At 57.0% G+C, this 12,529-nt stretch carries 6 protein-coding genes, 2 tRNA genes and 3 rRNA genes; 8 read left to right on the top strand and 3 right to left on the bottom strand.

The window, feature by feature from the left end; genetic code table 11:
- The first annotated feature begins 1,331 nt into the window (after positions 1–1,331).
- From LSG25_RS00005 to LSG25_RS00040, 8 genes are all read left to right on the top strand, one after another.
- Positions 1,332–2,873: ribosomal RNA gene (locus tag LSG25_RS00005) — 16S ribosomal RNA — on the top strand.
- 81 nt (positions 2,874–2,954) lie between these two features.
- Positions 2,955–3,031, top strand: a tRNA-Ile gene (locus LSG25_RS00010).
- A gap of 14 nt (positions 3,032–3,045) precedes the next feature.
- Positions 3,046–3,121 (top strand) — tRNA-Ala (locus tag LSG25_RS00015).
- Between the two features lie 370 nt (positions 3,122–3,491).
- Positions 3,492–6,380, top strand: a 23S ribosomal RNA gene (locus LSG25_RS00020).
- A 212-nt stretch (positions 6,381–6,592) separates the two neighbouring features.
- Positions 6,593–6,705: ribosomal RNA gene (rrf, locus tag LSG25_RS00025) — 5S ribosomal RNA — on the top strand.
- The 16S, 23S and 5S rRNA genes sit together here with 2 tRNA genes alongside, the layout of an rRNA operon.
- A 304-nt stretch (positions 6,706–7,009) precedes the next feature.
- Positions 7,010–7,384, top strand: coding sequence for a transposase (locus tag LSG25_RS00030; protein WP_232742696.1), 375 nt, complete (start codon positions 7,010–7,012; stop codon positions 7,382–7,384).
- Positions 7,300–7,713, top strand: a complete 414-nt coding sequence (gene tnpB / locus LSG25_RS00035) for an IS66 family insertion sequence element accessory protein TnpB (protein ID WP_232742697.1) — start codon at positions 7,300–7,302, stop codon at positions 7,711–7,713. Before LSG25_RS00030 ends, tnpB begins: the two co-directional genes overlap by 85 nt.
- A 57-nt stretch (positions 7,714–7,770) precedes the next feature.
- Positions 7,771–9,324 carry an IS66 family transposase gene (locus LSG25_RS00040; RefSeq protein WP_370635922.1) on the top strand — a complete coding sequence of 518 codons (1,554 nt, stop codon included), beginning with the start codon at positions 7,771–7,773 and terminating at the stop codon, positions 9,322–9,324.
- Positions 9,325–9,447: 123 nt separating this feature from the next.
- Here LSG25_RS00040 and LSG25_RS00045 read toward each other — a convergent pair whose 3' ends face one another.
- The 3 genes from LSG25_RS00045 to pyk are packed head-to-tail and all read right to left on the bottom strand — an operon-like array spanning position 9,448 to position 12,521.
- A complete protein-coding gene (locus LSG25_RS00045; protein ID WP_232742699.1) occupies positions 9,448–10,425 on the bottom strand; it encodes a serine hydrolase in 978 nt (325 codons plus the stop codon).
- A gap of 23 nt (positions 10,426–10,448) precedes the next feature.
- On the bottom strand, positions 10,449–11,048 hold the full coding sequence (locus LSG25_RS00050) for a nucleoside triphosphate pyrophosphatase (RefSeq protein ID WP_232742700.1): 600 nt from the start codon (positions 11,046–11,048) through the stop codon (positions 10,449–10,451).
- Positions 11,049–11,081: 33 nt separating this feature from the next.
- On the bottom strand, positions 11,082–12,521 hold the full coding sequence (gene pyk / locus LSG25_RS00055) for a pyruvate kinase (protein WP_232742701.1): 1,440 nt from the start codon (positions 12,519–12,521) through the stop codon (positions 11,082–11,084).
- Positions 12,522–12,529 lie beyond the last annotated feature (8 nt).

Here is a 12,529-nt window from a genome sequence, read left to right on the forward strand (position 1 = left end):
CTGGCGCTTTGAGCGGCGCACGATTGCATTGTCGCTTTGGGATAGACCCTGCTCGTACATGACGAACGGCCTGCCGCAGTAAATGCGGCAGTAAAAAGAATAATCGCGGTGTCTGGAATGACTTGACCACTGAAGGGGGGATTTTGGACAAGGCCTTTCTCGAGCGGTACGTGGGAGTGGCCGTTATGAGCTGGCGCGGCTGAAGTTGGGCGGTTTATTGTGGCTGGCCGTGGGGCTGTTTTTTGTGGTGCCTATTTGGGTTTCTTAAGGCGCGGGGGTGGCGGCCCAGGCGGGGTGGGGCTCGCCTCGTCCGGTCCTGGCTTTGCCAGGACTGCCCGCGGCCGGCGCCTGGATCGGGCGGTCGCGGAACTCGCGTCGTCCACAGCCCCCCGGGCTGTGGACACCCTTGACGCTCAAACAGCCCTCCCTTGCATCCCGATCCAGGCGCCGGCCGCGGCGGACTCAAGCTCGCCCACCCCGCCTGGGCCGCCACCCCCGCTGGCGTCGGGGCATTTTGCGCGAGTGCACGCTAGCGTGGCTCTAGGTGAGCGTACAGGGCCGGTCCGTGGGGGTAGCCGTGGAAACTGTTCGCGGCGGGGTGGTTTTTTGCGGACTGGTTAAAAAAAGATTTTAGGTGCGTGGATTGGTTTCAAATCAAGGGCTTAGGTGCGGCGCAAGGGGGTCGGGACGGGGCGGGGGCGAACTGGGTTTGCGCGGGGGTTAAAAGGCGTGCTATAGTGGCGTTCTTTCGCAGCCCACACATCAGGGTTAACCCTTAAATGAGGCGGTTGCGGGAAGGCAGTGCAGCGGGACCCGGTGAGTGCCAGGCAGGCTTTTCGAAGCGGCCCGGCCTGGCGGGGGAAGGAGGGGACGGCAGCAGGAGTCAAGGCCGTGGGACGTACGCCCGGGATCGGGATGAGCCAGCAGGCCAAACGATTCGAGGCGCGGTACAGCGACTTGACAGGCTTAAAAAACTCCTTCATAATCTCGTTTCTCTGCTTCTGGAACAACGCCGCGATTAACGCGGGGCTGGGTCAGGCGGCAGGACTGAATACATAGTACCGAATACGCAGTACCGTAGTATGGACAGGAAGTTTGACGATTTCATGTCATTGCTCTTTAACAATTTAACAGCCGATAAGTGTGGGCGCTTGGAATGAGTGTGCAGCCTTTCTCACGAGAGGTCGCGAAATTTATATCAAGTGCTCGCACAAATGAAGAAGTAAGGTTTGAAGAAATTTGAACCGGTCTTTTTCTTTGAGCGAAACGCGACGTATGACCACTGGCTCCTTTGGGGGCCGGATGGAAATTACGATTTTTATACAGAGATTGAACTGAAGAGTTTGATCCTGGCTCAGATTGAACGCTAGCGGGATGCTTTACACATGCAAGTCGAACGGCAGCGCGAGAGAAAGCTTGCTTTTTCTTGGCGGCGAGTGGCGAACGGGTGAGTAATATATCGGAACGTGCCCAGTAGCGGGGGATAACTACGCGAAAGCGTGGCTAATACCGCATACGCCCTACGGGGGAAAGGGGGGGATCGCAAGACCTCTCACTATTGGAGCGGCCGATATCGGATTAGCTAGTTGGTGGGGTAAAGGCCCACCAAGGCGACGATCCGTAGCTGGTTTGAGAGGACGACCAGCCACACTGGGACTGAGACACGGCCCAGACTCCTACGGGAGGCAGCAGTGGGGAATTTTGGACAATGGGGGCAACCCTGATCCAGCCATCCCGCGTGTGCGATGAAGGCCTTCGGGTTGTAAAGCACTTTTGGCAGGGAAGAAACGGCGCTCTTTAATACGGGGCGCAACTGACGGTACCTGCAGAATAAGCACCGGCTAACTACGTGCCAGCAGCCGCGGTAATACGTAGGGTGCAAGCGTTAATCGGAATTACTGGGCGTAAAGCGTGCGCAGGCGGTTCGGAAAGAAAGATGTGAAATCCCAGGGCTCAACCTTGGAACTGCATTTTTAACTCCCGAGCTAGAGTATGTCAGAGGGGGGTAGAATTCCACGTGTAGCAGTGAAATGCGTAGAGATGTGGAGGAATACCGATGGCGAAGGCAGCCCCCTGGGATAATACTGACGCTCATGCACGAAAGCGTGGGGAGCAAACAGGATTAGATACCCTGGTAGTCCACGCCCTAAACGATGTCAACTAGCTGTTGGGGCCTTCGGGCCTTGGTAGCGCAGCTAACGCGTGAAGTTGACCGCCTGGGGAGTACGGTCGCAAGATTAAAACTCAAAGGAATTGACGGGGACCCGCACAAGCGGTGGATGATGTGGATTAATTCGATGCAACGCGAAAAACCTTACCTACCCTTGACATGTCTGGAATCCTTAAGAGATTAGGGAGTGCTCGCAAGAGAACCGGAACACAGGTGCTGCATGGCTGTCGTCAGCTCGTGTCGTGAGATGTTGGGTTAAGTCCCGCAACGAGCGCAACCCTTGTCATTAGTTGCTACGAAAGGGCACTCTAATGAGACTGCCGGTGACAAACCGGAGGAAGGTGGGGATGACGTCAAGTCCTCATGGCCCTTATGGGTAGGGCTTCACACGTCATACAATGGTCGGGACAGAGGGTCGCCAACCCGCGAGGGGGAGCCAATCCCAGAAACCCGATCGTAGTCCGGATTGGAGTCTGCAACTCGACTCCATGAAGTCGGAATCGCTAGTAATCGCGGATCAGCATGTCGCGGTGAATACGTTCCCGGGGTCTTGTACACACCGCCCGTCACACCATGGGAGTGGGTTTTACCAGAAGTAGTTAGCCTAACCGCAAGGGGGGCGATTACCACGGTAGGATTCATGACTGGGGTGAAGTCGTAACAAGGTAGCCGTATCGGAAGGTGCGGCTGGATCACCTCCTTTTAGAGCGACGCACACGAAGCGAAAGCGTCCACGCTTATCGGCTGTTAGCAGCAAGACATGGTTACCCATCCACGGGAAGTTGGGTCAGTAGCTCAGTCGGTTAGAGCACCGTCTTGATAAGGCGGGGGTCGTTGGTTCGATTCCAACTTGACCCACCACGGATTTGAGAGAGGGGGGATTAGCTCAGCTGGGAGAGCACCTGCTTTGCAAGCAGGGGGTCGTCGGTTCGATCCCGTCATCCTCCACCACTGAATTTGGGGTTGTGGGGTGAGGGAAGGTAGTCATGTTGGAAGCGGGTTATCCGAGCGGATAACGAAGAGCGTCCTGGTTCGTGAGAGTCAGGGGGTTGTTCGTTAGGCGTTGGAGCCTGACGGCTGTTTTGTTCTTTAACAATCTGGAAGAAGCACAACAAAATGTATTTATGGGTGCATGGTCTCTGAAGTAGGGAGGCGATGCGCGCGCAGAAAGTACGGGTTGTGATTGCATTATATTTTTTGTTCAATAGTTCTCAATACGCGAGTGGGTGCGAATCCATGAGCGGCGTTGAAATGATGAACGGCACAAACGCGAATACTCAGTAGTAAATATAGCGACGTTCTATAGCCGATAGCGTTATAGGATCAAGCGACTAAGTGCATATGGTGGATGCCTTGGCGATCACAGGCGATGAAGGACGTGGTAGTCTGCGAAAAGCGACGGGGAGCTGACAAACGAGCTTTGATCCGTTGATGTCCGAATGGGGAAACCCACCGCAGCAATGCGGTATCTCACACTGAATACATAGGTGTGGCGAAGCGAACCGGGTGAACTGAAACATCTCAGTAACTCGAGGAAAAGAAATCAACCGAGATTCCGATAGTAGCGGCGAGCGAACTCGGAACAGCCTTGACGATTTAACACACACGATAATCGAACGGAATGGAAAGTCCGGCCATAGCAGGTGATAGCCCTGTAGATGAAATCGTGGGTGTGGAACTAAGCGTCAGACAAGTAGGGCGGGACACGTGAAATCCTGTTTGAAGATGGGGGGACCATCCTCCAAGGCTAAATACTCGTGATCGACCGATAGTGAACCAGTACCGTGAGGGAAAGGCGAAAAGAACCCCGGAAGGGGAGTGAAATAGATCCTGAAACCGTATGCATACAAACAGTAGGAGCCTCATTTATGGGGTGACTGCGTACCTTTTGTATAATGGGTCAGCGACTTACATTCAGTGGCAAGCTTAACCGAATAGGGGAGGCGTAGCGAAAGCGAGTCCGAATAGGGCGATTCAGTCGCTGGGTGTAGACCCGAAACCAGGCGATCTATCCATGGTCAGGTTGAAGGCACGGTAACACGTGCTGGAGGACCGAACCCACTAATGTTGAAAAATTAGGGGATGAACTGTGGATAGGGGTGAAAGGCTAAACAAGCCTGGAAATAGCTGGTTCTCTCCGAAAACTATTTAGGTAGTGCCTCGCGTGATTACTGCAGGGGTAGAGCACTGTTATAGCTAGGGGGTCATGGCGACTTACCAACCTATGGCAAACTCCGAATACCTGCAAGTACAGCGCGGGAGACAGAGCACCGGGTGCTAACGTCCGGACTCAAGAGGGAAACAACCCAGACCGCCAGCTAAGGTCCCTAACTATGGCTAAGTGGGAAACGAAGTGGGAAGGCATAGACAGTCAGGAGGTTGGCTTAGAAGCAGCCATCCTTTAAAGAAAGCGTAATAGCTCACTGATCGAGTCGTCCTGCGCGGAAGATGTAACGGGGCTAAGCCATAGACCGAAGCTGCGGATGTGTGTCCTTCGGGACATACGTGGTAGGAGAGCGTTCTGTAAGCCTGTGAAGGTCGCTTGAGAAGGCGGCTGGAGGTATCAGAAGTGCGAATGCTGACATGAGTAGCGATAAAGGGGGTGAAAAGCCCCCTCGCCGTAAGTCCAAGGTTTCCTGCGCAACGTTCATCGGCGCAGGGTGAGTCGGCCCCTAAGGCGAGGCAGAGATGCGTAGCTGATGGGAAACAGGTTAATATTCCTGTACCGTCGTAGAATGCGATGGGGGGACGGATTGCGAAAGATCATCGGGGTGTTGGACGTCCCCGTTGCGGCATCGAAGAAGGCGCTTAGGTAAATCCGGGCGCGTAATTCAAGGGTGTTGCACGAGTGAACTTTGGTTCGCGAAGTGATTGGAAGTGGTTCCAAGAAAAGCCTCTAAGCTTCAGTTCTACGAGACCGTACCGCAAACCGACACAGGTGGACGGGATGAATATTCCAAGGCGCTTGAGAGAACTCAGGAGAAGGAACTCGGCAAATTGATACCGTAACTTCGGGAGAAGGTATACCCCGGTAGTGTGAAGGGCCTGCGCCTGGAGCATGATGGGGTCGCAGAGAATCGGTGGCTGCGACTGTTTATTAAAAACACAGCACTCTGCTAAGACGAAAGTCGACGTATAGGGTGTGACGCCTGCCCGGTGCCGGAAGGTTAAGTGATGGGGTGCAAGCTCTTGATCGAAGCCCCGGTAAACGGCGGCCGTAACTATAACGGTCCTAAGGTAGCGAAATTCCTTGTCGGGTAAGTTCCGACCTGCACGAATGGCGTAACGATGGCCACACTGTCTCCTCCTGAGACTCAGCGAAGTTGAAGTGTTTGTGATGATGCAATCTACCCGCGGCTAGACGGAAAGACCCCATGAACCTTTACTGTAGCTTTGCATTGGACTGTGAACCGGCCTGTGTAGGATAGGTGGGAGGCTTTGAAGCGGCGTCGCTAGATGTCGTGGAGCCAACCTTGAAATACCACCCTGGTTTGTTTGCGGTTCTAACCTTGGCCCGTTATCCGGGTTGGGGACAGTGCATGGTGGGCAGTTTGACTGGGGCGGTCTCCTCCTAAAGTGTAACGGAGGAGCTCGAAGGTACGCTAGGTACGGTCGGAAATCGTGCTGATAGTGCAATGGCATAAGCGTGCTTGACTGTGAGACTGACAAGTCGAACAGGTGCGAAAGCAGGACATAGTGATCCGGTGGTTCTGAATGGAAGGGCCATCGCTCAACGGATAAAAGGTACTCTGGGGATAACAGGCTGATACCGCCCAAGAGTTCATATCGACGGCGGTGTTTGGCACCTCGATGTCGGCTCATCTCATCCTGGGGCTGTAGCCGGTCCCAAGGGTATGGCTGTTCGCCATTTAAAGAGGTACGTGAGCTGGGTTTAAAACGTCGTGAGACAGTTTGGTCCCTATCTGCCGTGGGCGTTGGATACTTGACGGAGCCTGCTCCTAGTACGAGAGGACCGGAGTGGACGTACCGCTGGTGTATCGGTTGTCATGCCAATGGCATTGCCGAGTAGCTATGTACGGAAGAGATAACCGCTGAAGGCATCTAAGCGGGAAACTCGTCTGAAGATTAGGTATCCCGGGGGCTAGACCCCCTGAAGGGTCGTTCGAGACCAGGACGTTGATAGGTCAGGTGTGGAAGCGCAGTAATGCGTTAAGCTAACTGATACTAATTGCCCGTGCGGCTTGATCCTATAACCCTGTTGGTTATACGTGAGAGTGCCGTTCAAACAAAGAAAAGTCGTACCGTGAGGTGAACCGGTACGCACACACTGAGCTGCGGCTCAGTATCGCGGCCCGTACCGCTATCCAGACATACATCACCTTGAAGGCGCGGCCTTCGAGGGTGCTTCTTCCCAGATTCGTTGGCTGTGGGCGTAACCGCCCGCACCAACACCCGGTTACGCTTGACGACCATAGCGAGGTGGTCCCACTCCTTCCCATCCCGAACAGGACCGTGAAACGCCTTTGCGCCGATGATAGTGGACGTACGTCTGTGAAAGTAGGTCATCGTCAGGCTCTTATCTGTACCAATCGCCCCGACAGGCTCAACCCTGCCGGGGCGTTTGCCTTTTCCGCACCTGTAGCCGCAACTCGGCTGCGCGTGCCGGGCCCCTATCCCAACACCACTTATAAAAAAGTATCCGGGACTCGCTCTTGGGCTGCAAGCGCCCGGCCTGGACCTCTTGATCCTGAAGCCTGATCGTCTTACGCTCCTTCACGGTCTCGATGCGCGCTGCACTGTAAGCGTCTGCCGAACACACCTTGATGGAGCGTAGCGATCGGGACGATAGTTCCCACTTGTTTTTAGTGGGGACTATTCATGGATCCAAACCCTTCAGTCCAGCGGCCCGCGCGGCGCAAGCACAGCAAGGCTCTCAAGGCACAGATTCTTCAGGCTTGTGAGCAGCCTGAGGCTTCGGTCGCGGGCATCGCCATTGCACACGGCCTGAACCCGAACATGGTGCAGCGCTGGCGCCGCGAAGCCAGGCGCGGTGAACTGACACTGTCGGACGCGCCGGCGTTTATTCCTGTCGTTGCCACGGCGGGCTGCGCGATGAGCACACACCACAGCGCACAGACTGCGTCGGTGGCCATCGAGGTTCAACTGCAATGGGGGAGCTTGCAAGCGCGGGTGAGCTGGCCCGCACAGGCCGCTGGCGAGTGCGCCGCCTGGCTGCGGGAACTGTTTCGGTGATCCGCATCGAGAGAATCTGGTTAGCCGTCGAACCCGTGGACATGCGTAGTGGCATGGATCGGCTGTTGGCTCGTGTCGTGGAAGTCTTCGGTGCCTCACAGCCGCATCACGCCTATGTGTTTGCCAACCGCCGGGGCACACGACTGAAGGTGCTGGTGTGCGATGGCTTCGGCCTCTGGCTGGCCGTGCGCCGCTTGCACCAGGGCAGTGTGCACTGGCCCAGACCCGGCGACACCCAGATCGAACTGACGTCTGAACAGGCGCGCGCCCTGGTCATCGGCCTGCCGTGGCAACGCTTGGGCGAGCACGAGTCGATCGCCATCTTATGAACACGGATTTGCAATCCGGTGCATTCCGAATGGTGCGCCGCTCACCGGCATGGCATCATGGCGACCATGTCTCTAAAATCGGCTTCTCACCTCGATCAGCTTGATGCCAATGCCCTGCGGGCCTTGGCCCAGCAACTGATGGGCGAGTTGGATGAAACGCGCCAATTGGTGGCCAAGCAGGCTCACGATATCCAGTTTAAGGAAACCCACATCCGCAAGCTCACGTATGAGATTGCGATGCTGCGCCGCTATCGCTTCGGCAAAAAGAGCGAACAACTCGGCGGTGAGCAGGGGCTGTTGCTGGAAGACGCGGTCGATGCCGACATCGCCGCCATCGAGCAGGAACTGATCAGCCTGGGCGGGCAGCCGCCTGCGCACAAGACGGCCTCTCAGCCCAAGCGTCAGGCCTTGCCGCCGGAGTTGCCCCGTCTCCAAGTGCGTCACGAACCGCACTCCACCACGTGTACTTGCGGCTGCCCGATGCAACGCATCGGCCAAGACATCACCGAGAAACTGGACTATGTGCCTGGGGTGTTCAGCGTCGAGCAACATGTCCGCGGCAAGTGGGCGTGCCGTCAGTGCGAAACACTCACCCAGGCGCCCATGCCGGCACAGGTCATCGACAAGGGCTTGGCCACCTCGGGGCTACTGGCTCACGTGTTGATAGCAAAGTATGCGGATCATCTCCCGCTCTACCGCCAAGAACAGATATTTGCGCGCGCCGGCGTGAAGATCCCCCGTTCCACGCTGGCTGAATGGGTAGGCGTGTGTGGGGTGCGCTTGCAGCCGCTGGTCGATGCCCTGCGCGAAGCCATCCTGAATGAACCGGTGGTGCATGTGGACGAAACACCGGTTCAAGTCCTGCAGCCAGGTAGCAAGAAGACCCATCGCGCGTATCTGTGGGCCTATGCCCCCGGCGCCTTCCAGGATCTGCGCGCCGTCGTTTACGACTTTACCGAAGGACGCAGCGGGGCACACGCCCGGGCCTTCCTAGGTGACTGGCGCGGTGAGCTGATCTGCGACGATTATGGCGGCTATAAAGCGTGCTTCGAGCAAGGCATTGACGAGGTCGGTTGCATGGCGCACGCCCGACGCAAATTCTTCGAACTGCATCAGTCGGGCAAAAGTCTGATCGCGGAACAGGCACTGAAGTCCATCGGGCAGCTCTATGAGATCGAAGTCCAGGCGGCAGACTTGCTTCCTGAGCAGCGCCAGCGTCTACGTGAGCAACAGGCCAGGCCGATTGCCCAGGCACTGCATACCTGGATGACGGCCCATCGTCTGAAGGTGCCCGATGGCACCGGCATTGCCCGAGCGCTGGACTACAGCCTGAAGCGCTGGACGGCGCTGACGCGCTACCTGGTTGATGGTCGATTACCCATCGATAACAACTGGATCGAGAACCAGATCCGGCCTATCGCCCTTGGGCGCAAGAACTGGCTGTTCGCTGGTTCCCAGCGAGCGGGCCGGCGTGCGGCTGCCGTGATGAGTCTCATCCAGTCCGCCAAGATGAACGGGCACGATCCGTATGCCTATCTGAAGGACATTCTCACGCGTCTGCCCACGCATCCGAATAACCGGATCGAGGAACTGTTGCCGCATCGCTGGTAACCAGAAACGGCGTAGTTAACGCCGTTAACCCGATGACTAAAAACTGACGGCCGCAACTGCGGCCGTTCGTCAATGTGTATTCGGCAGACGCTTACCCAGAATTCAAGGTCGGACTAGTCTTTCCTAGCGGGCGGCTACCTGGGCAAGCAAGCGCTGCCCCTGTTCCTTGAATGAGGCAAACACTTTAGGCACGCTGTCGTCCGCTCCCTTCCAGTTGACGATGAGGCAGAAGCTGGTGCGCTGTGCGGGCTGTACCATCTGCCCGGCTACGCAGAAACAGTGGAAGCCTTCCCAATCTATGCTGCCGCCTTTGCCGTAAGCCATCGTATCTTCAGGCACTATCAAGGGCATGGCATCGGCCATGGCCGAGATGCGCTTGAATTCCGCCAGGGTTTCGCGTTTTCCAAAATATTTGTCGGCTAGAACCTGATCGTACCAACGCGTCATTTCGCTGGCCGTGCTGAGCATGGTTTGATGATCATTCATGGGCGAGCGGGGCTTGCCTGGCATGGATCCATTTTGCATTTTCTCCATACCGGCCCAACCTATGTCGGTGCCGCTGGGCGCGCCCGCCAGATAGGAGAAGAGCTTGCGCGTGGAGTCGGGAATGCGTGTTTTGCCAAGCCCGGCATTTTTGATCAGCGTACGGACATTATCGGCGCCCACAGCATTCAAGGCGACATCGGTCGCTGTGTTGTCGCTATGCGCAATCATGGCCTCCAGCACGCTTTTTGCGCTGGTACTGCCTTTTAGATGGATGAATACAGGGCTGCTGGGCGACCAGACTTTAGGCCCGATTTGAAGCTGTGTGTTTTCGGAAAGGCGGCCGGCCTCGACTTCTTTCAGGTATTGCGCCAGGATGAATGTCTTGACGGCACTGCCTATGAATAACGGGCGCTCGGCATTGAAGGCATAGCTCTTTTCGCCGTTCTTGCCATGAATCGAAATACTGATGGCGGTATTGTCGGGCGACAGAGTGCCGAATTCTTTCAGCGATTTTTCAATGGAAGCACTGTCCTGGGTTTGAGCCCGGACGCGGGGGGCAATAGCCGTGGACAAGGTGCCCAGGACTGCCGTGCGCAATAGCGTTCTGCGGTTCATTGAAGTGTCCTTAATATAAAAACTCAATTATCCAGACCCGCTCGTGCCAGCAGCCGGTGCGTTTCAAAAAGGGGCAGTCCCATTACTCCGGTGTAGCTGCCCGATATATGCTCGATAAAAATGGCTGCGGCGCCTTGTATCCCGTAGCTTCCGGCTTTGCCCAAAGGTTCGTCGGTTTGGCAATAGGCCTCGATTTCAGCATGCGACAGTCCTTTCATGCGCACCGTCGTGATCGACACATCTTCATATAGCTGGCCGCGGTGCGCAAGGACGATGGCGGTATGTACTTCGTGCGTGTGGCCTGACAAGCGCTCCAGCATGCTACGCGCCTCGGCCAGATCGGCAGGCTTGCCGAGCACGGCCTGGTCCAGTATGACGGTGGTGTCGGCCGATAATATGGGCCGTGGCGGCAGGGATTGGGCCGCAATCCAGCTTATGGCACGCAGCGCCTTGTCCCTGGCCGTGCGCCGCACATAGGCGGCTGCGGATTCGTTCTCGTGTATGGGCTCATCTTCACCGGGCGGTGACGGGACATCGAGCACCTGGTGCGGGATGCGTATCTGCTGCAGGAGTTCGTGGCGGCGCGGACTGGCCGAAGCGAGATAGATCATCGGGATATTCATTGCGCGTTTATTGAAATCCGTCCGTCGGGCGGATTACCTGACCTTGAGTATTTTCATGCCGTTGGTGCCGCCGCTGTTGGTGTAATAGTCGCCCTTCGTCAGGATGATCCAGTCGCCTTTTTTCAGAAGCGCCTGCTGTTTCAATTCATCGATGGCGGCATCGCTGACTTTGGCCGGATCGATAGAGGCCGCGTCGAAAGGAACCGTATACACCCCGCGGAACAGTGCTGCTCGGCGCTGGGTCATGGGGTGGGGCGTATAACAGTAAATGGGTACGCCGGAGCGGATGCGCGACATGATGAGCGGCGTATGGCCGCTTTCGGTCAGGCTGATGATGGCCTTGACGCCGGGAAAATGATTGGCGGCATACATGGCCGACAGCGCAATGGTTTCATCGCAGCGTGTAAAGGTTTCGCCCAGGCGGTGTTTCGAATGGGTCGTGGTGGGTTCCTGTTCGGCGCCCAGGCAGATGCGGGCCATGGCTTCCACGGCTTCCACGGCGTATTGGCCCGAAGCGCTTTCGGCCGACAGCATGACCGCATCGGTGTAGTCGAGGACGGCGTTGGCCACGTCCGACACCTCGGCCCGGGTTGGCAAGGGGCTGCTGATCATGGATTCCATCATTTGAGTGGCTGTGATCACCAGCTTGTTGTGCGTGCGCGCATGTTGGATGATGCGTTTTTGTATGCCGACCAGCCTGGCGTCGCCGATTTCCACGCCCAGATCGCCGCGTGCGACCATGACGCCATCGCTGGCCTTGATCAGGGAGTCGAGCGCACGGTCGTCGGCGACGGCCTCGGCGCGCTCGATCTTGGCGATCAGCCAGGCCGGGCTGCCCGCGGCCCGCACCAGCTTGCGTGCTTCGTCGATGTCGCGGCCGTAGCGGGGAAACGATACCGCGACATAGTCGAGTTCGAGTTCGGCGGCCAGCAGGATATCGAGCTTGTCTTTATCGGTCAGGCTGGGCGCCGAGATGCCGCCGCCGCGCCGGTTTATGCCCTTGTTGTTCGACAAGGGGCCACCCACGGTGACGCGGGTGTGCACCGCATGGGCGTCGACCTTCTCGACCTTCAGCACGACCCGTCCGTCATCGAGCAGCAGTTCGTCGTCGGGGCGGCAATCGCTGACGAGGCTGGGATAATCGATTCCGACGATGGTTTCGTTGCCCTCGTCGGGCGGGTATTTATTGGATAGGGTAAATGGCTGGCCGACAGCCAGCGTGATCTTGCCCGATTTGAAGCGGGCTATACGTATCTTCGGGCCCTGCAAATCCCCCATCAGCGCGACGAACCGGCCATGTTTGGCGGCCAGGGCGCGGACTGTTTCGGCTCGTTGCCGATGGTCTTGCGGATTGCCGTGCGAGAAATTCAGCCGGGCCACGTCCATTCCGGCCAGAATCAGTTGTTCGATTTTTTCAGGGCTGGAACTGGCTGGGCCCAGCGTGGCAACAATTTTGGTACGACGTTTCGACATGGATTGAT

Origin of the sequence: Paralcaligenes sp. KSB-10 (assembly GCF_021266465.1) — a bacterium.
Taxonomy (GTDB): domain Bacteria; phylum Pseudomonadota; class Gammaproteobacteria; order Burkholderiales; family Burkholderiaceae_B.

What these genes read in the sequence shown, in the direction of transcription:
- LSG25_RS00030 (WP_232742696.1), top strand. Translation starts at nt 7,010, where the DNA reads ATGGATCCAAACCCTTCAGTCCAGCGGCCCGCGCGGCGCAAGCACAGC.
- tnpB (WP_232742697.1), top strand. Translation starts at nt 7,300, where the DNA reads ATGGGGGAGCTTGCAAGCGCGGGTGAGCTGGCCCGCACAGGCCGCTGG.
- LSG25_RS00040 (WP_370635922.1), top strand. Translation starts at nt 7,771, where the DNA reads ATGGCGACCATGTCTCTAAAATCGGCTTCTCACCTCGATCAGCTTGAT.
- LSG25_RS00045 (WP_232742699.1), bottom strand. Translation starts at nt 10,425, where the DNA reads ATGAACCGCAGAACGCTATTGCGCACGGCAGTCCTGGGCACCTTGTCC.
- LSG25_RS00050 (WP_232742700.1), bottom strand. Translation starts at nt 11,048, where the DNA reads ATGAATATCCCGATGATCTATCTCGCTTCGGCCAGTCCGCGCCGCCAC.
- pyk (WP_232742701.1), bottom strand. Translation starts at nt 12,521, where the DNA reads ATGTCGAAACGTCGTACCAAAATTGTTGCCACGCTGGGCCCAGCCAGT.